The sequence below is a fragment of the Comamonas sp. NLF-1-9 genome (genome assembly GCF_019195435.1).
Lineage (GTDB): Bacteria > Pseudomonadota > Gammaproteobacteria > Burkholderiales > Burkholderiaceae_C > Comamonas_C.
On record NZ_CP078069.1, the window covers coordinates 1,544,859 to 1,570,703 of the forward strand.

A 25,845-nucleotide genomic window follows, 5' to 3' on the forward strand; every position below is an offset into this window, starting at 1 on the left:
GAGCAGAGTTCCAGATGTCCAGAAAAATTCCATTTCTTGCCGAGCTGCTGACGCTGCTCGCCCTGATTGCCGTCCCCTTCATTCTCCCGCCCCTGGGCTTCACGCCGGCGACGATCAACCGGATCATGATCTTCGCCCTGGTCGGCATAGGCTTTGACCTGCTGTTCGGCTACACCGGCCTGCTGTCCTTCGGCCAGTCGGCCTTCTTCGGCACCGGCGGCATGTTCGCGGCCTATCTGCTCACCCAGACCTCGTTTACCAACGTGGTGCTGGCGATCATCTTCGGCACCATCGTGGCCGGCGTCGCCGGCTACCTCGTGGGCATGGTGGCGCTGCGACGCACCGGCATCTACTTCGCGATGATCACGGTGGCGATCGCCGAGGTGTTCTTCTTCATGGAGTTCAACCCGCTTGCGGAGTACACCGGCGGTGAAAACGGCCTGCCCGGCGTGCCTTCGGCCAGCCTGGGCCTGGGTTTCACCACCATCCACTTCAAGAGCGACCTCGAGCAGTACGCGTTCTTCGCCTTCTGGTTCTTCGTCGGCCTGGTGATCGCGCTGCGCATGGTGCGCTCGCCCTTCGGGCTGGTGATGCGCGCGATCCGCGAGAACCCTGACCGCGCGCTGGCGCTGGGTCACAACATCCACCGCTACAAGCTCGTGGTGTTCATCGTCGCGGCCATGTATGCGGGCTTCGGCGGCGGTCTGCTGGCGGTCATGCAGGGCTTCATGCCGCCCGACGCCTTCATGTTCGCCACCTCCGGCGAAGTCGTGATGATGACCGCCATCGGCGGTGCGGGTACGCTGTTTGGTCCGCTGTTGGGCTCGGCCACCTGGCTGCTCTTGAGCGACTTCTTCCAGACCGTGCTCAATCTGGGCGCCACCTGGAAGCTGATTCTGGGCGTGGTATTCGTCTTGCTGGTGGTCTTCCTGCGCCGCGGCCTGGTCGGCCTGTTCGTGGACATCTACCACAAGCTGTTCGGCAGGGGCGACAAACGCACCGCGCCCGAGGCCGCCGTGCCGATGCCCGCAGCCAGCACCAGTACACTGCGCCACAAGAGCACACGCAACCAGAGCGGCCACATCATCGAGGTCAAGGGCCTGACCAAGCACTACGGCGGCATCGCTGCCAACAGCGACATCGACTTTGCCGTCAACTACGGCGAGATCCGCGGCATCATCGGCCCCAACGGCGCAGGCAAGAGCACCTTCTTCAAGATGCTTACCTGCGAAGTCAAGCCGACCTCGGGCACCATCAAGTTCGACGGGCGCGACATCACCCACATGGGCGTGACCGACGCCTGCCAGATCGGCCTGACCAAGAGCTACCAGATCAACCAGTTGTTCGAGCGCCTGACGGTGCGCCAGAACCTGATGATCTCGGCCCTGGCAGAGCTGCGCGGCAAGTTCAAGGCCGACCTGCTCAAGTCCATGGACAAGGTTCGGGGTCTGTCGGCGCAGGTGGAGAGCACCGCGGCACTGGTGCATCTGACGCACCGGCTCGACGCCCCGGTCGCCGACCTGGCTTATGGCGAGAAGCGCCGGCTGGAAGTGGGCCTGGCTCTGGCCACCTCGCCCTCGCTGCTGCTGCTCGATGAACCGCTGGCGGGCATGAGCGCGGAGGAGCGCGTGGAAACCGTGGCTCTGCTCAAGTCCATCGCCAAGGGACGCACCCTGGTCATCATCGACCACGACATGGATTCGCTGTTCGAGCTGGTCGAGCGCGTGACCGTGCTGCAGGAAGGGCGTCTGCTCGTGGAAGGCACCCCGGACGAAATCAAGAACAACGCCCTGGTGCAGGAAGCCTACCTCGGCGGCGTGCATGGAGAGACGCAATGAGCCTGCTAGAAGTCAGCGGAGTCAACAGTTACTACGGCGACAGCCACATCCTCTTTGATGTCGGTCTGCGCGTCGAAAAAAACGAGGTCGTGGCCTTGCTCGGGCGCAACGGCGCAGGCAAGTCCACCACCTTCAAGAGCCTGGCCGGGGTAGTCAAACCCAAGACCGGCAGCATCAAGCTCGACGGCGTCGAGGTCAGCGGCAAGAAGGCGCACGAGATCGCCATGGCCGGCTTGCAGCTGGTGCACGAGGAGCGGCGCATCTTTGGCAGTCTGAACGTCGAGGAAAACATCGTCCTCGCCGGCCTCACCGCCAAGAACAAATGGCCGCTGGAGCGCATCTACTCGATCTTTCCGCGTCTGCAGGAGCGCAAGACCAGCCGCGGCACCGACCTGTCGGGCGGCGAACAGCAGATGCTGGCGATTGCCCGGGCGCTGGTGCGCGACCCCAAGATCATCCTGCTCGACGAGCCCTTCGAGGGGCTGGCGCCCGTCATCGTCCAGGACTTGATCCGGGTCTGCCACGACCTGGCCAAAGCCGGCCAGACCATCGTGCTGATCGAGCAGAATCTGGCGGCAGCGATGTCGCTCGCAAGCCGCGCCTACATCCTGAACAACGGCCAGATCGTGCATGAGGGCACGACCGCGGAGTTGAAAAAGCAGCCCGAAATCATCCAGCGCTACCTCGGGGTCTGAGCGCCTGCGCGGCCGGCGGCACGCGCGCCGGCTCCCTTCAAACCTTCTGGAGCCTTCCTGCTGCGCAGGCTCTTTTCATTGGCCTGCGCCGCCTGCGCGCTTCATCGCCCCACTGCCGAGCAGCCGCGCCACCATGCGCGAGGTCATGCTCTGGGTGCTGCCGTCGGCCTGGGTGAAAAGGAACAAGGTCTCACGCGGACTGAGCCAGGTCAACTGGGTGCGCACCTGACCCTGGGCGGCGCGAATCTCCACCCAGTCGCCCAGTTGCAGCCCGGTCTGACCCGGCGACTGGGCTGCCTCTGCATCTGCTGGCGCGGCAGGGGCGGCAGCTTCGGCCGGCAAGGTTTCGGGCGCTGACCCGGCAAGCCCGTTGTAGGGCCGCGCAGCCTCCTGCACCGACGAAACCGGCCGCTTGTCCGGCGGCGGCGTCGGTTCGGGTGTATCCACACCGATGGGCGCGGCGGCGGAATCGCCCGCTTCGGGTGCCTGCAGGGTCGAGGCGGGGCGCACCGAATCCCACATCGAAGAGTCGATGTCGGGCAAGGCCTCCTGCCCCAGCGGGGTGAGAAAGCTTTCCGCCACGTCTACGCGCATGGCCGCGCCGCGCTCGTCTCCTGCCAGGTCGGAGAACCTGCTGCGCCCCGTGGAGAGGTAGTGCAGCGGCTGAATGCCGCGCCCGCGAAGCTGCTCGGAAACCCGCAGATATTCCCTTGCCAGCAAGGGCCCGAGCGCCGGCGCCATGCGCTGCAGCCACAGGCGGCTGACTTCAGCCGGCGCACCCAGTCCATAAACCACCGCGAACAGCGCGCGCACATAGTTGCCGGGGCGCAGCGGATTGCGTTCGGGCTGGACCCGGTCGAACCCCTGGGCCGCGCCGATCAGCGTGTCGAGTTCGGAGAGCGCCGGCCCCACCTCCGCGGCGATGCTCTGGCGCACGCGCACCATGTCCACGCGCAGGCGCACATCGTTCTTTGCGGGCTGGCCCGGCTTGCCGCCGGCAAAGCTCGCCCCTGCCTGCGTCGTGGTGCCCTGGGCAAACAGCTCCAGCATCATCAGCGGGAACTGGGTGATCAGCTTGACTTCGTTCTTGAGCAGCAATTGCAGCGCCTGCGCGTCGAGCGCGCTGGCGTGCGCGCCTTGCGGCCAGTCCGCGCGCACCTGCTGCAACAGGTCTGCCATGAGCGCGCTGGCGCGCTTGACCGCGCCGACGATGCTGGCCCTGTAGATAGCAACCGAACCTGCAGAAGAGTCCGACATGGCGTAAGCGTGATCCCGACGACGTGTGCGGCCGAAGGCGGTGTTTTACTTCAAAGCCTTGTAGCGTACCCGTTTCGGCGCGGCACCCTCTTCGCCCAAGCGCTTTTTCTTGTCGGCCTCGTACTCCTGGTAGTTGCCGTCGAAATAGAACCACTGGCTGTCGCCCTCGGCCGCCAGGATGTGCGTGGCGATGCGGTCCAGGAACCAGCGGTCGTGGCTGATGACGAGCACCGTGCCGGCGTATTCGAGCAAGGCGTCTTCCAGCGCGCGCAGGGTCTCCACGTCCAGGTCGTTGGAGGGCTCGTCCAGCAGCAGCACGTTGGCGCCCTGGATCAGCGTCTTGGCCAGGTGCAGGCGGCCGCGCTCGCCGCCCGAGAGATTGCCGACCTTCTTCTGCTGGTCCTGGCCATTGAAGTTGAAGCGCCCGCAATAGGCGCGGCTAGCCATCTGGAATTTGCCCACGTTGATGATGTCCAGCCCCCCCGAGATGTCCTCCCAGACGGTCTTGTCGGCGCTCAGCGCGTCGCGCGACTGGTCCACGTAGGCAAGCTTTACGGTTTGCCCCAGCACGACTTCGCCGCTGTCGGGCTGTTCCTTGCCAGCTATCATTTTGAAGAGCGTGGACTTGCCCGCGCCATTGGGTCCGATGATGCCGACGATGGCGCCGGCGGGCACGGTGAAGCTCAGGTTGTCGATCAGCACGCGCTCGCCAAAGCTCTTGGTGACGCCATGGAATTCGATGACCTGGGTACCCAGACGCTCGGCCACGGGGATGAAGATCTCCTGCGTCTCGTTGCGCTTCTGGTATTCGTGGTCGGACAGCTCTTCGAAGCGCGCGATGCGCGCCTTGGACTTGGCCTGGCGCCCCTTGGCGTTCTGGCGCACCCATTCGAGCTCTTTCTTGAGCGCCTTGGCGCGCGCCTCTTCGCCCTTTTGCTCCTGCTCCAGGCGGTTTTGCTTCTGCAGCAGCCACTCGGTGTAGTTGCCCTTGTAGGGAATGCCGTGGCCACGGTCGAGCTCGAGAATCCATTCGGCCGCGTTGTCCAGAAAGTAGCGGTCGTGCGTGATGGCCACCACCGTGCCGGGAAAGCGATGCAGATACTGCTCCAGCCACTCCACGCTTTCGGCATCCAGGTGGTTTGTGGGCTCATCGAGCAGCAGCATGTCGGGCTTGGACAGCAGCAGCTTGCACAGCGCCACGCGGCGCTTTTCGCCGCCCGAGAGCTTGCCGACCACCGCTTCCCAGGGCGGCAGGCGCAGCGCATCGGCCGCTATCTCCAGCTGGTGCTCGCTGTCGGTGCCGGCGGCGGCGATGATGGCTTCGAGCTGCGCCTGCTCGGCTGCGAGCGCATCGAAATCGGCGTCCTCTTCCGCGTAGGCCGCATACACCTCGTCAAGCCGTGCGCGCGCGGCATTGACCTCCGCCATCGCGTCCTCAACCTCTTGGCGCACGGTGCGCGTCGGGTCGAGCTGGGGCTCCTGCGGCAGGTAGCCAATGCTCAGGCCCGGCATGGGCAGCGCTTCGCCCTCGAACTCCTTGTCCACGCCCGCCATGATCTTGAGCAGGCTGGACTTGCCCGAACCGTTCAGGCCCAGCACGCCGATCTTCGCGCCCGGGAAAAAAGACAGGGAAATGTCTTTCAGAATCTGCCGCTTGGGTGGCACGGTCTTGGTCACGCGGTTCATCGAAAAAACATACTGGGCCATGGATTCCTTCTTGCAAAACGGGTGGTGTGGGGCCGGCAGGCTCGCCGAGCGCTGACGTCGATTATCCGTGCATGCGACAATACGCATTTGCCGGGCCATCCAGTAGCCCCGGCAGAGGCGCTTCAGAAACGAAGCGCGGCGGGACTCCATCCGGGAGCCCACGCTTTCGCAAACCTCAGATCTGTTGTACTGGCCCGCCGGCTCGACGCAGCCGTGGCTTCGGTCTGATACCCCGCGCCCAGGACGGGTGCAGACACTACGCATGACATTTGACGAACTGAATCTGGTACCAGCGCTGCTGCGTGCCGTGCAAGAGCTGGGCTACGACGCGCCCACGCCCATCCAGGCCCAGGCCATTCCGCTGGTGCTTGAAGGCCATGACCTGCTCGCCGGCGCACAGACCGGCACCGGCAAGACGGCCGCGTTTGCGCTGCCGATACTGCAGCACCTGGCCGCCAGCGGCGCCGAGCGCGCGGCCGCCCGCCCGATCCGCGCGCTGATCCTCACGCCCACGCGCGAGCTCGCGGCGCAGATCGAAGAATCGATACGCGCCTACGCAAAATACCTGGACATCCGCTCCACGGTGATCTTCGGCGGCGTCGGCATGAACCCCCAGGTCGAGCGCATACGCCGCGGTGTGGACGTGCTGGTGGCCACCCCCGGCCGACTGCTCGATCTGCAGCAGCAGGGGCTGCTCGACCTCTCGGGCGTGCAGACGCTGGTGCTCGACGAAGCCGACCGCATGCTGGACATGGGCTTCATCCACGACGTCAAGAAGGTGCTGGCCCTGGTGCCGCGCGACAAGCAGAGCCTGCTGTTTTCCGCCACCTTCAGCGACGAGATCCGGGCGCTGGCCGCCGGCCTGCTGCGCGACCCCAAGAGCGTGCAGGTCACGCCGCGCAACACCACGGTGCAGCGCATCCACCAGGTGATTCACCCCGTGGGTCGCGCCAAGAAGAAGCAGGTGCTGCTGCACATCATCGAAGAGCAGAACTGGAGCCAGGTGCTGGTGTTCACCCGCACCAAGTTCGGCGCCAACAACGTGGCCGAATACCTGGACAAGCACGGCGTCTCGGCGATGGCGCTGCATGGCAACAAGAGCCAGACCGCGCGCACCAATGCGCTCGAAGGCTTCAAGAGCGGCAAGATCCGCGCGCTCGTGGCCACCGACATCGCCGCGCGCGGCATCGACATCGACGAGCTGCCGCATGTGGTGAATTACGAAATCCCCAACGTGCCTGAAGACTACGTGCACCGCATCGGCCGCACCGGCCGCGCGGGCCGCGAAGGCCACGCCGTGAGCCTGGTCTGCATGGACGAAGAAGGCTTCATGATGGAGATCGAGCGCTTCACGCGCCAGGAAATTCCGGTCCAGCCACTGGAAGGCTTTGGCCCCGACGAGGGCGAACATGCCGAACCCATCGCCATGGGGCGCCAGACGCTCTGGGGCGGCGCCGGCAAGCCGCCCAGCCGCGAGGTCATGCAGGCCGCAGCCAAGGCCGCGCGCGCCGAGATGATGGAGCGCATGCGCGCTTCGCGCGGCACGCGTTCGGGCGGGCGCAGCGGGGCAGCGGCTGCGCCGCAGGCCCGCAGCACGCCGGCGCACGGCGAAGAGGCCGCGCGCTCGCACGGCAGGCGCCGCGGCAGCGGCGGCGGCAAGCGCACGGTGCGCGACGACAGCCAGCCGCCGAGCGAGAACGCCCACCTGGGCACGCAACTCGGGCGCATGGGCATGGAACCCACGCGCAGCAGCCGCGGTCACTCCGGCCAGCCCGACCCGATGCGCACCAGCGTAGACCTGATGAGCCAGCGCGGGCGGCGCAGCGGCGCATCCCGCGGACCGCGCTCGCGCGGACCGCGTGGCGGCGGCTACGGCGGCTGAGCAGCGCCCTAGCACCCAGGGGCGGCCGGGCGGCGGCACGCGGTTTGCCCGGGCCCGGGCCCGCATGTGTTTGTGGCAAGCTATCGGCACCGCCGATTTCCGCACCGACGTCCATGAAGCTGCTGATCGACCCGCGCGCCACCGTGCGCCTTCCCTCCCCGCGCCCGCTCGCGGCCCTGGCCGCCCTGCTGCTGGCGGCCTGCGCCGGCACGCCGCTGCCGCCCTGGCCCGCGCAGCAGGCGCGGGTCGTGCCGCCGCCGCGCACCGTGCCTGTGGGCCCGCCGCAGACCGGTATGCCGCAGCAGGATGGCGCCGCCGTGGGCGCGCCGGTCGTCCCGGCGCAGGAGCTGCCCACGGCCGCGCCGATGGAAAACCCTGGCGTGGCGGCGCTGTTCCCCGACCCGCCCGTGCGCTACGACACGCCCGGCCTGCGGCCGGACCGCCGCTCATGGACCACCAACGCCGAGCTGGCCCAATGGCTCGAAGGCCTGAGCGCCGCTGCCGGCGGCAGCACGCGGGTCGAGCTGCTGCGCGCCGGCAGAACGCAAAACGGCCTGCCGCTGCTGGCACTGGCGCTCGGTGATGCGCGCGACGGCAAGACGCTCGCCAGCAACGGGCGGCCTACCGTGTTGCTCGTGGGCCAGCAGCATGGCGACGAGCCCGCGAGCAGCGAAGCGCTGCTGGTGATCGCCCGCGAACTCTCGCAAGGACTTCTCGCGCCCATGCTGCAACGCATCAACGTAGTCATCGTGGCGCGCGCCAACCCCGACGGGGCAGATGCCGGCGCGCACACGAGCGCCGACGCGACCGACCTCGACCGCGACCACCTCGCGCTGCAAACGCCCGAAGCCAGGGCGATCGCGCGGCTGGTGCGCGACTACCGTCCCGCCGTGGTCGCAGACGTGCACGAATATGCGGCGCAGCCAATCCACACGCCCATGGGCGAGCTGCTGCCCGCGCAAGACCTGCTGGTGCAGGGCGCGAACACCGCCAACGTGCCGGAGTTCATCGGCAAGGCGACGCGCGAGTGGTACCTGCAGCCACTGATGCAGTCGCTGCAGGCGCAAGGGCTCACGCAGGAATGGCAATACACCTTGAGCGACAGCGGCGAGGGGCTCAGCGCCACGGCGGGCGACACCACGCCCGAGTCGCTGCACAACCTGGCTGCGCTGAGCAACGCCGTCGGGCTGTCGCTCGCCAGCCGCGGGGGAGCGGCGCTCGAACGTGCGCACGCCCAGCGCCGGGTGCACAGCCTGGTGGTGGCGCTGACCAGCGTGCTCAAGAGCACGGCCGAGCGCAGCGCCGATCTGCTGCAGGTGCAATCCTTCGTGGCGCGCGACATCGCCTCGCGCGCCTGCCAGGGCATGCTCACGGTGCAGGCCGCGCCGGCCGTTGCCGAGCACCAGCTGCGGCTGCTGGACGCGGCCAGCGGCGAGCTGCGTACGCTGCAGGTGCGCTGGGTCTCCAACCAGGTGCTGCGCCCCGAACTGGAGCGCCCGCGGCCCTGCGGCTACTGGTTCACGCAGGACAGCATCGCCGCGGAGCGGCTCGGCCTGCTCGGTCTGCAGGTGATGCGCGTGGCGGAGGAAGGCTCCATCCTCGCGGAAAGCTTTGCGGGCCCAGGCACGGCCGCGAGCCGCGAGCCGCTGCGCATGTCCATCGATGCACCCGCCGGCAGCCACTACGTGGGCATGAACCAGCCGCTGGCCAATGTGGCCGCGGCAGCGCTCGAGCCCTCGACGGCTTTCAGCTACCAGGCCAAGGGCATCGTGCCGAACACGCCGGGTGCGAGCGCCCGTGTTCTGAACAACCCGAGCCTGGTCTTTGAAGCGACTGAATAAGAGCGGGCTGCTGCGCTGGCACCCGGTGTGCGCGGCAGCCCGGAGCCCGCACCAGGCGATGGCGCCCGGGGCGGTTCACTCCTGGCGCGGGTCGCGCTCCATCAAGTGCGCTACCGCTTCGTGCGCCTGCAGCCGACCATCGAGCAGCCCGACCACCGCTTGGGTGATGGGCATGTCCACGCCGTGGGCGCGCGCGCGCTCGAGCACGGTGCGGGCGCTGTAGGCCCCCTCGGATACGTGGCCGAGCGAAGCGAGCACCTCGGGCAGCGCCAGCCCCTGGGCCAGCAGCAGACCCACCTTGCGGTTGCGTGACAGCTCCCCAGTGGCGGTGAGCACCAGGTCGCCCAGGCCAGAGAGGCCCATGAAGGTTTCACTACGCGCGCCAAGCGCGCAGCCCAGGCGCGACATTTCCGCAAGACCGCGGGTGATGAGCGCGGCGCGCGCATTCAGGCCGAGCTGCAAGCCGTCGCACAAGCCGGTGGCGATCGCCATCACGTTCTTGACCGCCCCGCCCACTTCGACGCCGACCAGGTCGTCGTTGGCATAGACGCGCAAGGCGCCGCCGTGCAGCGCCTGCACCAGCTGCTCGCGCAGCTCGGCCTGCCGGCTTGCGGCCACCAGCGCAGTCGGCTGGCCCCGGGCCAGCTCCAGCGCAAAACTCGGGCCGCTGAGCGCGGCGGCGCGCAGGCGCGGCGCCACCTGTTCGCATACCTCGTGCGCCAGCAGACCGCTTTGCGCTTCAAAGCCCTTGCTCAGCCAGGCCAGCGGGGCTTGCACCCCTTGCAGCGCCTGCAGCATTTCGCGCAGCGCCGCCATCGGCGTGGCCAGCACCAGGAGATCGGCGCCCGCCGCCAGCGGCTCCAGCGGCCCGCTGGCCAGGCTCAGGCCCGCAGGCAAGGGCACGCCCTTGAGGTAGCGGGTGTTCTCGCGCCCGGCCTGCAGCGCCGCCATCTGGCGCGCGTCGCGGCCCCACAGCAGCACGCGGTGCCCCGCCGGATGGCGCGCCGCGTGGATGGCCATCGCGCTACCCCATGCGCCGGCGCCGACAACTACGATATCCATAGCTGTTTGCGCAGACTGCACAAGGCTTTGGGCCAGAAAATACCTAGGTTTACTGCTGGGTGGCGCCGTTGGCACCCTGGGCGCTGGCTGCGGCCTGCTGCTGGTCGTACATGGCCTGGAAGTTGATCTCGGCCAGATGCACCGGCGGAAAGCCCGCGCGCGTGACCACGTCGGCCACATTGGCGCGCGCATAGGGGTAGATGATCTGCGGGCAGATCACGCGCACCACGTTGTCCATCTGCTCTTGCGGCACGTTGCGGATCTCGAAGATGCCGGCCTGCTTGACCTCGACCAGGAACACCGTCTTGTCCTCGTGCTTGGCATGCACGGTAGCGGTCACGGTCACTTCATAGATGCCGTCGACCACGGTCTCGGCGCCCACCCCGAGCTGGATGTCCACGCTGGGCTGCTGCTGCTCGAGCAGGATTGCGGGGGAATTGGGCTGCTCCAAGGACACGTCCTTGAGGTACATGCGCTGGATCTGGAAAACCGGGTTAGCTTGTTCGTCGGCCATGGTGTCGATCTTGGAGAGGCAATGAAGATGAAGGCCCGCAGCAGGACAAGCCGCGCGGGCGCGGGAAACCGCGCATTATGCAATGCGCCCCCGGGCGCGGGCACCCTGCCCTGGCTCAGCCCTGCAGCAGTGGCGTGAGGCCGCCGCGGGCGTCCAGCGCCATCAGGTCGTCGCAGCCGCCCACGTGTTGCTCGCCGATGAAGATCTGCGGCACGGTGCGCCGGCCGGTGATTTCCATCATTTCCTGGCGCGCGCGCGGGTCGGCGTCGACGCGGATTTCCTGCATGTCCTGCACGCCGCGCGACTGCAGCAGCGCCTTGGCGCGCAGGCAGTAGGGGCAGGTAGCGGTGGTGTAGATCTTGACGTTTTGCATGCCCCCATTCTTGCACCATGGGGGCAAACAGGCAGGGCTCAGGCTTTTTCGATGGGCATGTTGGCCTCGCGCCAGGCGCGCGTGCCGCCCGCCAGGGTCTGTGCCTTGTCGTAGCCGAGCTGGCGCGCCATTGCCGTCGCGCGGCGCGCGCGCATGCCGCGCTCGCACACCAGCACCAGCGGCACGCCTTTGTTCTTGACCACTTGCGGCAGACGCTCCTTGAACTGCGACAGCGGCACGCTGCGCGCCCCGCTGACGTGGCCGGCGGCGTATTCGGCGGGCTCGCACACGTCGACGACCACCGCCTTCTCGCGGTTGATGAGCTGCACGGCTTGCGTCGGCGTGAGGCCTGCGCCGCCCCCTCCCGACAGCGTGGGCCAGGCCAGCATGCTGCCCGAGACCAGGGCCAGGACGATCAAATACCAGTTTTCGAGGAGGAAGTTCACTGCGCTGCGTGCCCAAGGGGAAAGGCGTCGATTCTAGAATAGGCGGTTTTTCATTTGGCCAAGGTCTTGCTGCATGCACAAGCTCGTTCTGATCCGACACGGTGAATCCACCTGGAACCTGGAAAACCGCTTCACCGGCTGGACCGATGTGCCACTGACCGACACCGGCATTGCCCAGGCACGCAAGGCCGGACAGTTGCTGGCGGCCGAGGGCTACGAGTTTGACCTGGCCCACACCAGCATGCTGGCGCGCGCCACCCACACCCTCTGGCATTGTCTGGACGCGATGCAGCGCACCTGGCTGCCGGTGCAACACAGCTGGCGCCTGAACGAGCGCCACTACGGCGCGCTGCAGGGGCTGAACAAGGCCGAGACCGCGCGCCAGTACGGCGACGAGCAGGTGCACATCTGGCGGCGCAGCTACGACGTGCCGCCGCCTGCGCTGGAGCCGGACGACCCGCGCAGCGAGCGCGGCGACCTGCGCTACGCCAGCCTGAACCCCGAGCAGATCCCGCTGACCGAATGCCTCAAGGACACCGTGGCGCGCGTGTTGCCCTACTGGCAGGAGGCGATCGCGCCAGCGATCCGCGCGGGCCAACGGGTGCTGATCGCGGCGCACGGCAATTCGATACGCGCGCTGGTCAAGTACCTGGACGGCATTTCCGACGCGGACATCGTCGGCTTGAACATCCCCAATGGCATCCCGCTGGTGTATGAGCTGGACGCCGAGCTCAAGCCGCTGCGCCGCCATTACCTGGGCGACGCCGAGGCCGCTGCCCAGGCGGCCGCTGCCGTGGCCGCACAGGGCAAGGCGTGATGCGGGCAAACAGATACGCGCGGGCGCGTGCACGGGCGCCCAGGGTGTATATTGCCGCGACGCGGTAAAGGTGGTTTATGGGGCACAAGTTCAAGGTTGCAGGATGGATTTCGGTAGGCGTGCTCGCGGGCGCGCTCACCACGGTGTCGTTGCAAACCGTCGCGCGCGGCGCGATGTCGCCGCTGCCACTGGAAGAGCTGCAGCAGCTTGCCGCGGTCTTCGGCCTGATCAAGACCGATTACGTCGAGCCGGTGGACGACAAGAAGCTCATCACCGACGCCATCTCGGGCATGGTCTCTGGGCTCGATCCGCATTCGCAGTATTTCGACAAAAAATCCTTCAAGGAATTTCGCGAGGGCACCTCGGGGCGCTTCGTTGGCGTGGGCATTGAGATCACCCAGGAAGACGGCCTGATCAAGGTGGTTTCCCCCATCGAAGGCTCGCCCGCTGACCGTGCGGGCCTGAAGACCGGCGACCTGATCACCAAGATCGGCGACGAGGCGGTGCGCGGCCTGCAGCTCAACGACGCGGTCAAGCGCATCCGCGGCGAGCCGGGCACCAAGGTGACGCTGACCATCTTCCGCAAGGAGGAAAGCCGCACCTTCCCGGTGACCATCACGCGCGAGGAGATCAAGACCCATTCGGTCAAGGCCAAGCTGATCGAGCCTGGCTACGCTTGGATGCGCATCTCGCAATTCCAGGACCGCACGCTCGACGACTTCGTGCGCAAGGCCGAGGACCTCTATCAGCAAGACCCCAAGCTCAAAGGCTTGGTGCTCGACCTGCGCAACGACCCGGGCGGCCTGCTGGATGCGGCGGTGGGCATCTCGGCGGCCTTCCTGCCCCAGGGCGCCACGGTGGTCACCACCGACGGGCAACTGGCCGAAAGCAAGGCGATCTTCACCGCCTCGCCCGCGAACTACGCGCGCCGCGGCGGTGATCCGCTCAAGCGCTTGCCCGAGCTCTTTCACAGCATCCCCATGGTGGTGCTGGTCAACGAGGGCTCGGCCTCGGCCAGCGAGATCGTCGCCGGGGCGCTGCAGGACAACCACCGCGCCACCATCATGGGCAGCCAGACCTTCGGCAAGGGCTCGGTGCAGACCGTGCGCCCGTTGGGGCCGGACACCGGCATCAAGCTGACCACGGCGCGCTACTTCACGCCCAGCGGCAAATCCATCCAGGCGCGCGGCATCGTGCCCGACGTGATGCTCGACGAAACCGCCGAGGGCGACATCTATGCAGCACTGCGCCTGCGCGAGTCCGACCTGAGCAAGCACCTGGACAACACCCAGGGCGAGGAGCAGGCGCGCGACAAGGCGCTGGAGCAGGCACGCGAGGCGGCGCGCAAGAAGCTCGAGGAAGAGGCGCGCAACGCCAAGATCGAGCGCAAACTGCCCGAGTTCGGCTCGGACAAGGACTTTCAGCTGCAGCAGGCGCTCAACCAGCTCAAGGGCTTGCCGGTGCTGGCCAGCAAGACGCTGACCGAGCGCAAGGAAGCCAAGAAGGAAGACTGAAAGCCGCGCTCCTGCCCGCCCGGGAGCAAGGCCGGCGGCAGCCGGCCTTTTTTTCCATCCGCGCCCCGGCCATGAACGACGACCAGTTGCTGCGCTATTCGCGCCACATCATGCTCGAGGAGATCGGCATCGAGGGGCAGCAGCGCATCCTGGCCGCGCGGGTGCTGATCGTCGGCGCCGGCGGCCTGGGCGCGCCCGCGGCGCTGTTTCTGGCGTCGGCCGGCGTCGGCCGGATCACGCTGGTAGACGACGACGTGGTGGACCTGACCAACCTGCAGCGCCAGATCGCCCACACCACGGCGCGCATTGGCCAAGCCAAGGTCGACTCCTGCGCCAGCGCGATGCTGGCGATCAACCCCGAAGTCGTGGTCGAGCGCCTGCGTGAGCGCGTCACGCGCGAGAGCCTCGCGCCGCTGGTGCAGGCGGCCGATGTGGTGCTGGACTGCAGCGACAACTACGCCACGCGCCACGCGATCAATGCCGCCTGCGTGGCGGCGCGCAAGCCGCTGGTGGCAGGCTCGGCCATCCGCCTGGACGCGCAGATCGCGGTGTACGACTTGCGCAACGCCGACGCGCCCTGTTATGCCTGTTTGTTCTCGCCCCATGCCGCGTTGGAAGAGGAAGCCTGCGCCACCCTCGGCGTTTTTGCGCCGCTGGTGGGCATCATCGGCAGCATGCAGGCGGCGGAAGCTCTCAAGTTGATAGCAAGCTTCGGCCAGACGCTGAGCGCTCGGCTGCTGATGCTCGACGGGCGCAGCATGCGCTGGACCGAGGTTGCGCTGGCGCGCGAGCCCGGCTGCAGCGTCTGCGCCGGGCGCTGAGCGCACGCTGCCCAAAGCCGGGCGGGTGGGCTAGGATCGCCCATCGGCATTCCTTGTCTGTCCGTCCATGTTTCATCCCCACTTCGTGGCCACCCATGTGCGCTACACCACTTTTGCCCTGTCCGTGGCCGCTGCCGTCATCAGCCTGCCGTGGATGGCGCTGCGCCCCGGGGCCTGGCCGCTGGGCATCTTCGTGCTTGCCTGCGTGCTGATCGCGGTGGGCGTGTACGACATGCAGCAGACGCGCCACGCCATCCTGCGCAACTACCCCATCCTCGGGCACATGCGCTTTTTCCTGGAGTTCATCCGCCCGGAAATCCGCCAGTACTTCATCGAGGGCGACATTGAAAAGGGCGAACCCTTCACGCGCGCGCAGCGCACCGTGGTCTACCAGCGCGCCAAGGGCGTGCCCGACGTGCGCCCCTTCGGCACCAAGCTGGACGTGGGCGCCAAGGGCTATGAGTGGATCAACCACTCCATGCATCCCACGACCATCGATTCACACGACTTTCGCATCTGGATAGGTGGTCGGCCGGACACAGAGCGCGTAGGCGTTTCCCCTTGCACGCAGCCCTACAACGCCAGCGTGTTCAACATCTCGGCGATGAGCTTTGGCGCACTCTCGGCCAATGCCATCCTGGCACTGAACCTGGGCGCCAAGATGGGCGACTTTGCCCACGACACCGGCGAAGGCGGCATCAGCCGCTACCACCGCGAGCACGGCGGCGACCTGATCTGGGAGATAGGCTCGGGCTACTTCGGCTGCCGCAATCCCGATGGCAGCTTCAGCGCCGAGCGCTTTGCCGAGCAGGCGACCAACGCCCAGGTGAAGATGATTGAGATCAAGCTCAGCCAGGGCGCCAAGCCCGGCCACGGCGGCATCCTGCCCGGTGCCAAGGTGACGGCCGAGATCGCCGCCGCGCGCGGCGTGCCCGAGGGCGAGGACTGCGTCTCGCCTTCCGCGCACAGCGCCTTTTCCACACCGGTGGAGATGATGCATTTCATCGCCCGGCTGCGCGAGCTCTCGGGCGGCAAGCCGGTGGGCTTCAAGCTGTGCATAGGCCACATCTGGGAGTGGTTCGGCATCGTCAAGGCCATGCTGGAGACCGGCATCACGCCCGACTACATCGTCGTCGACGGCGCCGAGGGCGGCACGGGCGCCGCGCCGATCGAATTCGCCGACCACATGGGCGCGCCGGTGCAAGAGGGCCTGCACCTGGTGCACAACACGCTGATCGGCGTGGGTCTGCGCGAGCGCATCAAGATCGGCGCGGCGGGCAAGGTGATCACCTCGTTTGACCTGGCGCGCATGTTCGCGCTCGGGGCGGACTGGTGCAATTCGGGGCGCGGCTTCATGATGGCGCTGGGCTGCATCCAGGCGCAGGTCTGCCACACCGGTTTTTGCCCTACCGGCATCACCACGCAAGACCCGGTGCGCGAAAAGGCGCTGGTGGTCTCGGACAAGGCGCCGCGCGTGGCGCAGTACCACGCCAACACGCTGCATGCGCTCAAGGAGCTGCTGCAGGCCGCAGGCCTGATGCACCCGGACCAGCTCTCCACCCACCACATCGTGCGGCGCATAGACAGCGCGCGCATCCGCCTGCTCTCGGCGCTGATGCCGACGATAGAGCGGCGCGCGATCCTGGATGACCTGCAGAACCAGCACAACGTCTACCGTCTGTACTGGCCGCTGGCGGACGCGCACAACTTCGCGCCGCATGTGCCCACGCCCGAGGAGCTGCGCTACAACCCCGACATCCTGCGCCCCACCGTGGGCGGGCGCCCGGCCTCGGCCGTGCAGATTGCCGAATCGCTCACGCGCCGGCGCGCGCCGCACCCGGCGCCGGTGAGCGCCATCGTTCCCGAGCAGGCCAAAAGCTCGCCGACCGCGACCGCGGGCTCGCAGGTGCCGGCGGACTGGACGGGCTCCTGACGTGCGGCCCACGGCGGACGCCACGCCGTGCACGGAATATGAACAAAAAGTGGCTCAAACGATTGTTGGACAAGCGCTAACAGCTACTATAAAAATAGCGTTCTAACTCGCCTGCGCACCGGGCGAGTGCGCGCCCTGCTGCGCGCGCCCCACCTTGGCCAGCAGCGGCGCCAGCACCGCCGCGCTCACGAGGTCCTGCACCTTGCCGCCGAGCGTCGCGATCTCGCGCACCAGCGTGCTGCTGATGCTCTGCCAGCGCGCGTCGGGCGTAAGGAAGACGGTGTCCAGCTCGGGGCGCAGGTGGCGGTTCATGTCGGCCAACTGAAACTCGTAGTCAAAATCGCTGCCCGAACGCAGGCCGCGCACCATCACCTGCGCGCCCTGGGCGACGGCAAATTCGGTCACCAGTCCCTCGAAGGGCAGCACCTGCACCTGCGGCAGATCGGCCAGCGCGGCGCGCGCAAGCGCCAGGCGCTCGTCCAGTGTGAACAGCGTCTTCTTGTGGTGCGCGATGGCCACCGCCAGAATCACCCGGTCAAACAGCGCGCAGGCGCGGCGCAGCATGTCCTCGTGGCCCAGGGTGATCGGGTCGAAGGTTCCGGGAAAGACGGCAAGGCGTTGGTCGGGCACGGTGCACTCCTGCGGGGGCCAGCGCACATTATGCTGGTCTTCAAAAGAAAAAGCGGTTTGCGCGCAGATGCAGCAAGCGCGGGCAGCTCTTGTTTCAATAGCTTTCGGCCGCACGCCGCAGCAGGTGGGCGTGCGCCGCGCCGGCCTTGAGGTAGCGCTGGCAGACCAGGCCTGCGGGCTGCAGCGCGGCGGCGTCCCAGCACCGTGCGGCTTCCAGGTAGATCGAGCCGCCGGGGGCAAGCACTTGCGCCGCGCTCTTCAGCGCTGCGGGCAGCAGCTCTTGCGCATCAAACGGCGGATCCAGCAGCACCAGGTCCAGGCTGGCAGGCGCGCAGCGCGCAAGCTCGCTCAGCCCGTCGCCGCGGCGCACCTGCACGCTCGGCGCCTGCAGGCGCTGGGCCAGTTGCGTGATCTGGCGCACCAGCAGCGCGTCCTGCTCGACCAGCAAGACCTGGGCCGCGCCGCGCGAAGCGGCTTCCAGCCCGAGTGCGCCGCTGCCCGCAAACACGTCGATGCAGCGCCAGCCAGTCAGGTCCTGGCCCAGCCAGTTGAACAGGGTTTCACGCACCCGGTCGGGCGTGGGGCGCAGGCCGGGGCGATCCAGCACGGGCACCCGGGTGCGCTTGTACTGCCCGCCGATGATGCGCACCTCGCCCGGTGCACGCGCGCCGGTGCGTGCCTTCATGGCCGGCTGGCCGCCGTGGCGGCAGGCGCCGCGCCCAGCACCACGGTGACCATGCGCTCGGGTTGCAGCACGCGCGCCATCGCGGCCTTGACCTGCTCGGCGCTGAGCGCCTGCACGCGCTCGGTCCAGCCTTCCAGATAGTCCAGCGGCAGGCCGTTGCGCGCGATGTTGACCACATTGCCCAGCAGCTTGCGGTTGCTGTCGATGCGCAGCGCAAAGCCGCCGATGAGGTTGTCCTTGGCGGCCTGCAGCTCGGCGTCGGTGGGGCCGTCGCGCACGAAGTCGGCAATCACCTGCTGCGTCACCTGCAGCGCCTGCGCGGCCTGGTCGGGGCGCGTCTGCAGGCCGGCGACGAAGCCGCCGACGTTCAGCCCGGGCGAGAAATCGCTGTACACGCTGTAGGACAGGCCGCGCTTTTCACGCACCTCTTCCATGAGGCGCGAGGCAAAACCGCCGCCGCCCAGAATGTGGTTGCCCACCAGCAGGGCCAGGAAGTCCGGGTCCTTGCGCGCAATGCCGGGCTGACCGATGAGCACATGCGCCTGGGCCGAGTTGAACGGGATGTCGATGCGCTGCGGCGCGCTCAGCGGCCGGACGCTGGGCACCTCCGGCAGCGGCGCGCAGCCGTCCGCCCCCCGGGCCGGCAGGCGCGCGAGCAGCGTATCGACCAGGCTCTGCGCCTGCGCCCTGTCCAGCGCGCCGACGATGGCCACGCGCGCCCTGCAGCGCTGCAGGTAGCGCGCGTGGTAGCTCTGCAGATCGGCCACGCTGATCGCCTGCAGCGTGGCGGCCGTGGTCTCGTAGCCATAGGGGTTGCCGCGGTAGACCGCCTGCGCGAAGGCCTTGCCCGCGACCGTGCCCGGGCGCGTGTCGCTCTCGGCAATGGCGGCGCTCCAGCGCGCGCGCTCGCGCTGCCAGACCGCGGCGGGGTAGCTGGGCTCGCCGATCTGGCGCGCGGCCAGTTCTGCGGCGGGTGCCAGCAGTTCGGGCCGGGTGAGCGAGCGCAGCGAAAAGCTCAGCGCATCGCGCCCGGCGTCGGCGTTCAGGCTCGCGCCCAGGTCGGCCCAGGCCTCGCCGAGCTGGTTCTCGTCCATCGCTGGCCGGCCCCCGGCGGCGCGCACGCCCTTGGCGCTCATCAGCGCGGCGGCGCTGGCCAGACCGGCCTGGGCGGCGGGATCGCGGCGGCTGCCGGCGTCGAAGTCCACTTGCACATCCACCATGGGAATGGCCGGGCTTTGCACCAGCCAGACCTGCGCGCCGTCGGGCCGGCTCCAGTGTTCTATCGGCAACAGGGCAAACGCACTTTGTGCATAAAAAAGGCCGCAAACGCCCGTCAGCATTGCGCCAGAAGCTATCTTTTTGACGGTTTTGATCATGCTCGCCCCCCTCAGCGCAGTGCGCCCTGGCCGGCGCCGTCCGCGCCCGCCTTGGGTTTGGCGCCCGCGGGCAGGGGCTGGGGCAGCAGCGTGCCCACGGTCAATTGCGCATCACCGAAGTAGCGCTGGGCCACGCTCTGCACCTCTTGCGGCGTGACCTGGGGCAGCAGCGCCAGCAGCCGCTCGTCGGCGTCGAGCGGCAGGCCTTGCACCCAGTTGCTGCCCAGCTCCATCGCCTGGCCCATGAGCGAGTCGCGCGCGTAGACCGTGGACGCGGCCCACTGCGCCTTCACCCGCGCCAGCTCCTGCGCGCTCACGCCTTCGCGGGCAACGCGCTGCACGCTGGCACGCAGCGCCTGTTCCACGTCCTCGGCGCTCTGGCCGCTTGCCGGCACGCCGGTGAGCATGAAGGTGGCCGCTCCGCGCCCGAAGATGGAAGCGTAGGCGCCGGCGCTGTCGGCCACGCGCTGCGGGCCCTGGGTCAGCTCCCGGTCCAGCCGGGCGCCGTCGTAGCCGCTGAGCAGCGCCGAGAGCACCAGCAGCGACAGCGCGTCCTTGTCCTCAGCTTGCAAGTGCTCGAGCCGCTGCATGCCCGGAATGCGGAAGGCGAGCGCCACATAAGCCTGCTCGGCCGGCGCCTTGTAGCTGACGCGGCGCATGCCGCGCTGCTCGGGCTCGGTCTGGGGCTTGCGCTCGGGCAGCGCCGCTGCGGGCTGCTTGCCGTAGATCTCTTCGGCCCAGGCGCGCACCTGTTCGGGGTCTACGTCGCCCGCCACCACCAGCGCGGCATTGCCCGGCACATACCACTGGCGATAGAAGGCGCGCGCGTCCGCCGGCTGCATGCTGTGCAGATCGCTCATCCAGCCCACCACCGGATGGTGGTAGGGCGAGGCCATGAAGGTCGCGGCGTTGAGCTGCTCCATCAGCGCCGCGCGCGGCTGGTCTTCGGTGCGCATGCGCCGCTCTTCCTTCACCACTTCGAGTTCCCTGTGAAATTCCTCGTCGGGCCACTGGTTGTGCGCAAAGCGCTCAGCCTCCAGTTGCATCACGTCCCTGAGCTTGTCGGCCGGAATCTGCTGGAAGTAGCCGGTGTAGTCGCGCGTGGTAAAGGCGTTCTCGCGCCCGCCCAGCCTGGCCACCCGGCGCGAAAACTCGCCCGGCCCGAGCGCTTGCGAGCCTTTGAACATCATGTGCTCGAGCATGTGCGCAAGGCCAGTACGGCCGTTGACCTCGTCCATGCTGCCCACGCGCACCCAGAGCATCTGGATGGCAGTGGGCGCGCGGTGGTCGGGCTGCACCACCAGCTGCATGCCGTTGGACAGCGCAAACTGCTGCGCGCCCGAAGCAGTGCGCACGACGGGCTGGCTGGCGGCGGGAGGAGCGCCAGCGCCGGAGCTTTGTGCCAGCGCGCCTGCGCATGCCAGCACCCCGCAAAACAAGAGGGCGTGTTTCATAGAATGGCTGCGATTCTAGAAACTCCGCAATGTTCAGCTTCTTCAGGAAAAAAACCCCGCCAGCGCCCGCCCCTGCCGCGCCCGCAGCGTCCGATGCGGACAAGGTCCAGAGTCAGGGCAGTGGGCCGCCCCACTCGACTCCGGCTCCGTCGCCGGCTGCAGCCCCTGCCCCAGCCACGCCGGCAGCACCTTCGACAGCCGCGCCACCCACAGCCACCGCCGACGCCCAAGCCGCCCCGCCGGCCATGGCCGAGGCGCCCCGCCAGAGCTGGATGGCGCGCCTGTCGGCCGGTTTGCGCAAGACCGGCAGCAGCATCACCACCGTCTTTACCGGCACGCGCATCGACGAGGCCTTGTACGAAGAGCTCGAAGACGCCCTGCTCATGGCCGACACCGGCGTGAAGGCCACCACCGCGCTGTTGCAGACCCTGAGGCGCAAGGTCAAGGAACGCAAGGCCGCCGACCCGGCCGCCGTCAGGGCGCTGCTGGCCGAGGCGCTCGCCGAGCTGCTGCAACCGCTGGAAAAACCCCTGGTCATAGGCGCGCACCAGCCCACGGTAATCATGGTTGCGGGCGTCAATGGCGCGGGCAAGACCACCTCCATCGGCAAGCTCACGCGGCACCTGGCCGACCACGGCCAGAGCGTGCTGCTGGCTGCGGCCGACACCTTCCGCGCCGCCGCGCGCGAGCAGCTCGGCGTCTGGGCCACGCGCAACACCGTGGACATCATCAGCCAGCAGGGGGGCGACCCGGCTGCGGTGAGCTTTGACGCAGTGAGCGCCGGCCGCGCCCGCGGCAAGGACGTGGTGCTGGTAGACACCGCCGGGCGCCTGCCCACGCAACTGCACCTGATGCAAGAGCTCACCAAGATCCGCCGCGTGATCACCAAGGCCGACGCCAGCGCCCCGCACGAGGTGCTGCTGGTCATCGACGGCAACACCGGCCAGAACGCCCTCGCCCAGGTCAAGGCCTTCGACGAGGCGCTGCAGCTCACCGGCCTGATCGTCACCAAACTCGACGGCACCGCCAAGGGCGGCGTGCTCGCCGCCATCGCGCAGGAGCGCCCGGTGCCGGTCTATTTCATCGGCGTGGGCGAGCAGGTGCAAGACTTGCAAACCTTCAAGGCACGGGAATTCGCCGACGCGCTGCTGGGCTGAAGCGGCGCCCTGCAAGGCGCTTCACAGGTCTTTGAGCAGGCGGCGCAACACCTTGCCCGCACCGGTCGCCGGCAACGCATCGATGAAGCGCACGTGGCGCGGCGCAACCGAAAACACCATGCTCTGCTGCGGAAGTCCTTGGCCTGCGCGGTCGCCTCGGTCTTGAACAGGGCGTTGGCAAAGCTCAGCATCGCGCCCTTGGGCAGCCCGGTAATGCCGCTGGCATGGGTCATCAGCGCCACGTCGTCCATGCCGCGCGCCGCGCCGCGCACACGCCGCTACGCTTGTCAGCGCTACTCGCGCCGCTTTGGCTGGCTGCTCGGCAGCACGTGCTCTGACATGATTTCGGCGGGTGGTGCCGTAGCGCCACTGTCGGCGCCCTCGTCGTCCCAGGTGCCGCCGGTGCGGCGCGTGTCGCCGCGCGGGTGCAGCAGCGTGGCGTCATCGAAGTCCAGCGGGCCATCCTGCGGAATGTCGTCCAGCGGGTGCGCGCTCACTTCGTCCATGCCGGCAGAGACGTCCTTCTCGGCGCTCATGGTGGCGTTGGCTTCGGCGCTGGTCTCGGCGCGCGCGGTGGCTTCGCTCGGCGTGTCGGCGGCTGCAGAGGCGGGGGTGCTCGGGGTTTTCATGGCTGATTTCCTCTTGGGTCTTGCTATGCACACGGGGAGCAAGCCACGTGCCGGGCTGGCCTGGTGTTGGGCGCAACGCCAAGTACACAAACCGCAATGAAGGTCTGCGGCGGCCCTGAGGAAAGATGCGCATCCCCGGCGAGAAGGCCTGCGCAGAATCAGCGAAGGATGGTGGGTCGTGCGCGACTCGAACGCGCGACCAACGGATTAAAAGTCCGAAATCATGTATTTTTCTGGATTTTCGTGGACTGTCACCAGAGATGCAACCCATTGATCTATATGGATTCATAATCCAATTAAGTCCGTAGGCGTACAATTCCATTCATGCCAAAACTGTCACCAGACTGTCACCAAAAAAAACAAACGGACTAGCTTCGGACTGCTGCATGAAGGTCACCTTCCGGACTGAAAAATGAGCTCCAAAACCATCGGCCAAAGCATCAACGACCTGGAGCCTGGCCAGTTCCTGAAAGTCGGCAAGGTCGCCCCTGTCGGCACCCTGGAGGCGCGCAAGCTGGTCAACGGCGTGACCACGTTCTATTGGCGCTTCACCATCAAGAGCAAGACGCACCGGGAGCCCATAGGCATCTACGATTCCGGCGCACCGCCCAAGAGCGTCAAACCCACCGCCAAGGGCTACAGCATCCAAGCGGCGATGCGCGCGGCTGAGGCGCTTTCTGAGCAGCACCATGCACGCCGGGACGATGGCGGCATCCTGGCCATCAAGGCCGAGGCGCAACAGGCCAGAACCGCAGCAGCGCAAGCCCAGGCCGAGGCACAGCAGTTCACCCTGGAGCACCTGCTGGGCGACTACGCCGACCACCTGGAATTCCAAGGCCGCCGGTCCCATGCCGACGTGCGCAGCATCACCAAGTTGCACGTCTTGGAGCCATGGCCCCAGGTGGCCAGCCTGCCCGCCAACCAAGTGACCGGCGAGCAGATAGCGGACATGATGCGGCGCGTAGTGGATCTGGGCAAAGACCGCACGGCAAACAAGCTGCGCAGCTATGTCCGGGCGGCCTACCAGACCGCCAAGGCCGCGCGCTCCAAGGCCAGCATCCCGCTACGCTTCAAGGGCTACCGCGTCACCCAAAACCCGGCGGCGGACACCGAGCCCGACGAATCGGCCAATCGTGCCGACAAGAACCCCCTGAGCCTGGAGGAACTGCGCGCCTACTGGCTGGCCATCAAGACCATGGCGGGGCTCAAAGGAGCCGTGCTGCGCCTGCACCTGCTGACTGGTGGCCAGCGTATCGAGCAGTTGGTCAACCTGCGCACCGCTGATATTGACGCTGGCGCTATCACCCTCTACGACGGCAAGGGCAGGCCGGGCAAGCCCCCCAGGCCGCACACCATCCCGTTGATCCCCGAGGCTGCCTTGGCGCTCCTGGCGTGCCAGCCCGAGGGCATCTATGCAATCAGCACCGACGGCGGCAATTCGCACCTGGCAGCGACTACCCTGAGCAATTGGGCAGTAGAGACCGCAGCAGGCATTGACGGTTTCCAGACCAAGCGCATTCGCTCAGGCGTGGAAACCCTGCTGGCCAGTGGCCGCGTGAGCTCAGACATTCGAGGCCGGTTGCAGTCCCACGGCATCGCCGGGGTGCAGGCGCGGCACTATGACGGGCACGACTACATGCAGGAAAAGCGCGATGCCCTGGCGCTGCTGCTGCGTCTGCTGCAAGAGCAAAGCGCCAATGTGGTGCATATCAAGACGGCATGAATTTTTGAAAATGCCCCAAGGGGTACGCTACAAAACCTACAAAACCCCCTGGCGATGATCCCAGGCCATCGCAATGCAGTATCTTTTAGAATACCATTATGGATGTTCGCATCTACACCGACAGTCAAGGCCATGCACCGTTTGAGAGCTGGCTGGATGCGCTGCCCGACCGAATGGCGAGGGCCAAAATCCGCGCCCGCCTGGCACGGGTAGAAGCCGGGAACATGGGCGATTGCAAGCCCCTGCGCGATGGCGTGCAAGAGCTGCGCATAGACCATGGGCCGGGCTATCGCGTGTATCTGAGCAGGCAAGGTGCCGTGCTGGTGCTGCTGCTGTGCGGTAGCGACAAGGGCAGTCAAAGCCGCGAAATTGCGCGCGCCATTGACTATCTGAGCGATTGGAAAGAAAGAGGCAGGCCATGAATGCACCACCCGACAAGAGCTTTTCTGCATCCCTGGAGCGGGCGCTGACAGACCCGGCTGAGGCAGCAGCCTACATCGATGCAGCCATGGAGCTTGATGATCCAGCCGCCCTGCTGGTGGCGCTGCGCCACGTCGCCAAGGCCCACGGCATGGCCGAGGTGGCCCGGCGCGCGGACGTGGGCGACAAGACGCTGTTCAAGGCCCTGAGCGACAAGGGCAACCCCACATTGGAGACGGTCAACAAGGTATTGCATGCCGTGGGGTTGCGCCTGAGTGTTGCGCCAGTGTGAGGCCGTTTCCCCCTGGCCTGATCCTCTCCCCCGGTCAGAACGACGCCCGCCTAGATGGCGGGTTTTTTGTGCGTAAACGCTATATGCAGTGATACTTATCAGTCCAAGACACTGCATGTAGTGTTGCAGGGTATCGAATTGGTTTATAGAATGCCGACGCCATCCGTGGATGAATGGATGGAAACACAGTACCCACAACGCCCGCAATGGGCAGAAAGGGAACCACATGCGAGCTGAAAAAATGATCTTGCCGCTGGGCGATGACCGCAGTTTCTACGAAAAGGTTATGCGGGCCTTGTATGAAACCGGCTACATCAAAGAGTACCGCGCAATCACCGGACGCGACCATGCGCCCAGCATCACCAACGACATGCCCGAAGCTGGCGGCGGCGGCGCAAGCGCTGGCGTGACCGATGGCCCTGACGTGGCTGCTTCGGATGATGACGATGGCGGCGATGGCGACGGGGAGGACGACTGTCGGCGCTTACGTTCCAAACACAAACACCCCTCACCCGGCCCTGCGCCACACAAACGCGGCAACGCCCGCACCGGCACGCACAACGCTGCCACCAAGCCCCCTCAATCTGTTGATCCTCTGCTGCTCAAACTGCCAGCAGTACTGAGCACGTTCCCTGTTTCCCGTTCCGCCTGGTTCCAAGGCGTGAAGGATGGCCGTTACCCCAAGCCTGTGCGCTTAGGCGCGCGTGCCGTAGCCTGGAAATCGAGCGATATCCGCGCCCTCGTTGATTCTTTGGCCGCTGGCCAGTGAGGGGAACGCA

The 25,845-nt window shown here is 67.2% G+C and carries 24 protein-coding genes and 1 tRNA gene; 13 read left to right on the forward strand and 12 right to left on the reverse strand.

The features are described from left to right. Positions 1 to 14: 14 nt before the first annotated feature. The gene (locus KUD94_RS07495) at positions 15 to 1,838 is read left to right on the forward strand and encodes an ATP-binding cassette domain-containing protein (protein ID WP_218236308.1); all 1,824 of its coding nucleotides are present in this window, start codon (positions 15 to 17) and stop codon (positions 1,836 to 1,838) included. Then, entirely contained in the window at positions 1,835 to 2,533 is a 699-nt protein-coding gene (locus tag KUD94_RS07500; RefSeq protein ID WP_255568645.1) for an ABC transporter ATP-binding protein, read from the forward strand. The genes KUD94_RS07495 and KUD94_RS07500 overlap by 4 nt, the downstream gene beginning before the upstream one ends. A gap of 75 nt (positions 2,534 to 2,608) precedes the next feature. Here KUD94_RS07500 and KUD94_RS07505 read toward each other — a convergent pair whose 3' ends face one another. Further along, positions 2,609 to 3,790, reverse strand: coding sequence for a DUF1631 family protein (locus KUD94_RS07505; RefSeq protein WP_218236310.1), 1,182 nt, complete (start codon positions 3,788 to 3,790; stop codon positions 2,609 to 2,611). 45 nt (positions 3,791 to 3,835) lie between these two features. Beyond that, positions 3,836 to 5,497, reverse strand: coding sequence for an energy-dependent translational throttle protein EttA (gene ettA / locus KUD94_RS07510; protein WP_218236312.1), 1,662 nt, complete (start codon positions 5,495 to 5,497; stop codon positions 3,836 to 3,838). A gap of 262 nt (positions 5,498 to 5,759) precedes the next feature. On the opposite strand from ettA, the gene KUD94_RS07515 reads away from it, so the two are divergent. Continuing rightward, the gene (locus tag KUD94_RS07515) at positions 5,760 to 7,379 is read left to right on the forward strand and encodes a DEAD/DEAH box helicase (protein ID WP_218236313.1); all 1,620 of its coding nucleotides are present in this window, start codon (positions 5,760 to 5,762) and stop codon (positions 7,377 to 7,379) included. A 113-nt stretch (positions 7,380 to 7,492) separates the two neighbouring features. After that, on the forward strand, positions 7,493 to 9,220 hold the full coding sequence (locus tag KUD94_RS07520; RefSeq protein WP_218236315.1) for a M14 family metallocarboxypeptidase: 1,728 nt from the start codon (positions 7,493 to 7,495) through the stop codon (positions 9,218 to 9,220). A 75-nt stretch (positions 9,221 to 9,295) separates the two neighbouring features. Here the strand turns inward: KUD94_RS07520 and KUD94_RS07525 are convergent, their stop codons facing one another. The 4 genes from KUD94_RS07525 to KUD94_RS07540 all read right to left on the reverse strand — a co-directional run bounded on the left by KUD94_RS07525 (position 9,296) and on the right by KUD94_RS07540 (position 11,615). Beyond that, positions 9,296 to 10,282 (reverse strand): NAD(P)H-dependent glycerol-3-phosphate dehydrogenase, encoded by a 987-nt coding sequence (locus tag KUD94_RS07525; protein ID WP_218236317.1) that lies wholly within the window; start codon positions 10,280 to 10,282, stop codon positions 9,296 to 9,298. 49 nt (positions 10,283 to 10,331) lie between these two features. Further along, positions 10,332 to 10,796 (reverse strand): protein-export chaperone SecB, encoded by a 465-nt coding sequence (gene secB, locus KUD94_RS07530; RefSeq protein ID WP_218236319.1) that lies wholly within the window; start codon positions 10,794 to 10,796, stop codon positions 10,332 to 10,334. A gap of 115 nt (positions 10,797 to 10,911) precedes the next feature. Next, positions 10,912 to 11,169 carry a glutaredoxin 3 gene (gene grxC, locus KUD94_RS07535; protein ID WP_218236321.1) on the reverse strand — a complete coding sequence of 86 codons (258 nt, stop codon included), beginning with the start codon at positions 11,167 to 11,169 and terminating at the stop codon, positions 10,912 to 10,914. 38 nt (positions 11,170 to 11,207) lie between these two features. Then, positions 11,208 to 11,615 (reverse strand): rhodanese-like domain-containing protein, encoded by a 408-nt coding sequence (locus KUD94_RS07540; RefSeq protein ID WP_218236323.1) that lies wholly within the window; start codon positions 11,613 to 11,615, stop codon positions 11,208 to 11,210. 73 nt (positions 11,616 to 11,688) lie between these two features. Between KUD94_RS07540 and gpmA the strand changes: the two genes are divergently transcribed. The 4 genes from gpmA (at position 11,689) to KUD94_RS07560 (ending at position 16,700) form a co-directional block, all read left to right on the forward strand. Then, on the forward strand, positions 11,689 to 12,432 hold the full coding sequence (gpmA, locus tag KUD94_RS07545) for a 2,3-diphosphoglycerate-dependent phosphoglycerate mutase (protein WP_218236324.1): 744 nt from the start codon (positions 11,689 to 11,691) through the stop codon (positions 12,430 to 12,432). A 77-nt stretch (positions 12,433 to 12,509) separates the two neighbouring features. Beyond that, positions 12,510 to 13,946 (forward strand): S41 family peptidase, encoded by a 1,437-nt coding sequence (locus tag KUD94_RS07550; RefSeq protein ID WP_218236326.1) that lies wholly within the window; start codon positions 12,510 to 12,512, stop codon positions 13,944 to 13,946. Between the two features lie 71 nt (positions 13,947 to 14,017). Continuing rightward, positions 14,018 to 14,767, forward strand: coding sequence for a molybdopterin-synthase adenylyltransferase MoeB (locus tag KUD94_RS07555; protein ID WP_218236328.1), 750 nt, complete (start codon positions 14,018 to 14,020; stop codon positions 14,765 to 14,767). Between the two features lie 67 nt (positions 14,768 to 14,834). Then, the gene (locus tag KUD94_RS07560) at positions 14,835 to 16,700 is read left to right on the forward strand and encodes an FMN-binding glutamate synthase family protein (protein ID WP_218236329.1); all 1,866 of its coding nucleotides are present in this window, start codon (positions 14,835 to 14,837) and stop codon (positions 16,698 to 16,700) included. Between the two features lie 102 nt (positions 16,701 to 16,802). On the opposite strand, the gene coaD is transcribed toward KUD94_RS07560, so the two are convergent. The 4 genes from coaD to KUD94_RS07580 all read right to left on the reverse strand — a co-directional run bounded on the left by coaD (position 16,803) and on the right by KUD94_RS07580 (position 20,845). Then, entirely contained in the window at positions 16,803 to 17,330 is a 528-nt protein-coding gene (gene coaD, locus KUD94_RS07565) for a pantetheine-phosphate adenylyltransferase (protein ID WP_218236331.1), read from the reverse strand. Positions 17,331 to 17,424: 94 nt separating this feature from the next. Then, positions 17,425 to 18,015, reverse strand: coding sequence for a 16S rRNA (guanine(966)-N(2))-methyltransferase RsmD (gene rsmD, locus KUD94_RS07570; protein WP_218236333.1), 591 nt, complete (start codon positions 18,013 to 18,015; stop codon positions 17,425 to 17,427). Then, a complete protein-coding gene (locus tag KUD94_RS07575) occupies positions 18,012 to 19,391 on the reverse strand; it encodes a pitrilysin family protein (protein WP_218236335.1) in 1,380 nt (459 codons plus the stop codon). Before KUD94_RS07575 ends, rsmD begins: the two co-directional genes overlap by 4 nt. Positions 19,392 to 19,402: 11 nt before the next feature. After that, entirely contained in the window at positions 19,403 to 20,845 is a 1,443-nt protein-coding gene (locus KUD94_RS07580; RefSeq protein WP_218236337.1) for a pitrilysin family protein, read from the reverse strand. A gap of 29 nt (positions 20,846 to 20,874) precedes the next feature. On the opposite strand from KUD94_RS07580, the gene ftsY reads away from it, so the two are divergent. Next, the gene (gene ftsY, locus KUD94_RS07585) at positions 20,875 to 22,002 is read left to right on the forward strand and encodes a signal recognition particle-docking protein FtsY (RefSeq protein ID WP_218236338.1); all 1,128 of its coding nucleotides are present in this window, start codon (positions 20,875 to 20,877) and stop codon (positions 22,000 to 22,002) included. 293 nt (positions 22,003 to 22,295) lie between these two features. On the opposite strand, the gene KUD94_RS07590 is transcribed toward ftsY, so the two are convergent. Together KUD94_RS07590 and KUD94_RS07595 are read right to left on the reverse strand one after the other, a co-directional pair. Further along, the gene (locus tag KUD94_RS07590; RefSeq protein ID WP_218236340.1) at positions 22,296 to 22,631 is read right to left on the reverse strand and encodes a serine/threonine protein kinase; all 336 of its coding nucleotides are present in this window, start codon (positions 22,629 to 22,631) and stop codon (positions 22,296 to 22,298) included. A 169-nt stretch (positions 22,632 to 22,800) separates the two neighbouring features. Further along, positions 22,801 to 22,900: transfer RNA gene (locus KUD94_RS07595), tRNA-Lys, on the reverse strand. 143 nt (positions 22,901 to 23,043) lie between these two features. Here KUD94_RS07595 and KUD94_RS07600 point away from each other — a divergent pair. The 4 genes from KUD94_RS07600 (at position 23,044) to KUD94_RS07615 (ending at position 25,835) form a co-directional block, all read left to right on the forward strand. Continuing rightward, positions 23,044 to 24,354, forward strand: a complete 1,311-nt coding sequence (locus KUD94_RS07600) for an integrase (RefSeq protein ID WP_255568647.1) — start codon at positions 23,044 to 23,046, stop codon at positions 24,352 to 24,354. Between the two features lie 98 nt (positions 24,355 to 24,452). Further along, entirely contained in the window at positions 24,453 to 24,776 is a 324-nt protein-coding gene (locus KUD94_RS07605; protein WP_218236342.1) for a type II toxin-antitoxin system RelE/ParE family toxin, read from the forward strand. Beyond that, complete coding sequence (locus tag KUD94_RS07610) at positions 24,773 to 25,066, forward strand: addiction module antidote protein (RefSeq protein WP_218236344.1); 294 nt, start codon at positions 24,773 to 24,775, stop codon at positions 25,064 to 25,066. The genes KUD94_RS07605 and KUD94_RS07610 overlap by 4 nt, the downstream gene beginning before the upstream one ends. 241 nt (positions 25,067 to 25,307) lie before the next feature. Continuing rightward, entirely contained in the window at positions 25,308 to 25,835 is a 528-nt protein-coding gene (locus KUD94_RS07615; protein ID WP_255568649.1) for an AlpA family transcriptional regulator, read from the forward strand. The last annotated feature ends 10 nt before the right edge of the window (positions 25,836 to 25,845 follow it).

Excerpts from the sequence above, each read along its gene's own strand:
- KUD94_RS07495 (WP_218236308.1), top strand. The coding sequence starts at position 15 with ATGTCCAGAAAAATTCCATTTCTTGCCGAGCTGCTGACGCTGCTCGCC.
- KUD94_RS07500 (WP_255568645.1), top strand. The coding sequence starts at position 1,835 with ATGAGCCTGCTAGAAGTCAGCGGAGTCAACAGTTACTACGGCGACAGC.
- KUD94_RS07505 (WP_218236310.1), bottom strand. The coding sequence starts at position 3,790 with ATGTCGGACTCTTCTGCAGGTTCGGTTGCTATCTACAGGGCCAGCATC.
- ettA (WP_218236312.1), bottom strand. The coding sequence starts at position 5,497 with ATGGCCCAGTATGTTTTTTCGATGAACCGCGTGACCAAGACCGTGCCA.
- KUD94_RS07515 (WP_218236313.1), top strand. The coding sequence starts at position 5,760 with ATGACATTTGACGAACTGAATCTGGTACCAGCGCTGCTGCGTGCCGTG.
- KUD94_RS07520 (WP_218236315.1), top strand. The coding sequence starts at position 7,493 with ATGAAGCTGCTGATCGACCCGCGCGCCACCGTGCGCCTTCCCTCCCCG.
- KUD94_RS07525 (WP_218236317.1), bottom strand. The coding sequence starts at position 10,282 with ATGGATATCGTAGTTGTCGGCGCCGGCGCATGGGGTAGCGCGATGGCC.
- secB (WP_218236319.1), bottom strand. The coding sequence starts at position 10,796 with ATGGCCGACGAACAAGCTAACCCGGTTTTCCAGATCCAGCGCATGTAC.
- grxC (WP_218236321.1), bottom strand. The coding sequence starts at position 11,169 with ATGCAAAACGTCAAGATCTACACCACCGCTACCTGCCCCTACTGCCTG.
- gpmA (WP_218236324.1), top strand. The coding sequence starts at position 11,689 with ATGCACAAGCTCGTTCTGATCCGACACGGTGAATCCACCTGGAACCTG.
- KUD94_RS07550 (WP_218236326.1), top strand. The coding sequence starts at position 12,510 with ATGGGGCACAAGTTCAAGGTTGCAGGATGGATTTCGGTAGGCGTGCTC.
- KUD94_RS07555 (WP_218236328.1), top strand. The coding sequence starts at position 14,018 with ATGAACGACGACCAGTTGCTGCGCTATTCGCGCCACATCATGCTCGAG.
- KUD94_RS07560 (WP_218236329.1), top strand. The coding sequence starts at position 14,835 with ATGTTTCATCCCCACTTCGTGGCCACCCATGTGCGCTACACCACTTTT.
- rsmD (WP_218236333.1), bottom strand. The coding sequence starts at position 18,015 with ATGAAGGCACGCACCGGCGCGCGTGCACCGGGCGAGGTGCGCATCATC.
- KUD94_RS07575 (WP_218236335.1), bottom strand. The coding sequence starts at position 19,391 with ATGATCAAAACCGTCAAAAAGATAGCTTCTGGCGCAATGCTGACGGGC.
- KUD94_RS07580 (WP_218236337.1), bottom strand. The coding sequence starts at position 20,845 with ATGAAACACGCCCTCTTGTTTTGCGGGGTGCTGGCATGCGCAGGCGCG.
- ftsY (WP_218236338.1), top strand. The coding sequence starts at position 20,875 with ATGTTCAGCTTCTTCAGGAAAAAAACCCCGCCAGCGCCCGCCCCTGCC.
- KUD94_RS07590 (WP_218236340.1), bottom strand. The coding sequence starts at position 22,631 with ATGAAAACCCCGAGCACCCCCGCCTCTGCAGCCGCCGACACGCCGAGC.
- KUD94_RS07600 (WP_255568647.1), top strand. The coding sequence starts at position 23,044 with ATGAGCTCCAAAACCATCGGCCAAAGCATCAACGACCTGGAGCCTGGC.
- KUD94_RS07605 (WP_218236342.1), top strand. The coding sequence starts at position 24,453 with ATGGATGTTCGCATCTACACCGACAGTCAAGGCCATGCACCGTTTGAG.
- KUD94_RS07610 (WP_218236344.1), top strand. The coding sequence starts at position 24,773 with ATGAATGCACCACCCGACAAGAGCTTTTCTGCATCCCTGGAGCGGGCG.
- KUD94_RS07615 (WP_255568649.1), top strand. The coding sequence starts at position 25,308 with ATGATCTTGCCGCTGGGCGATGACCGCAGTTTCTACGAAAAGGTTATG.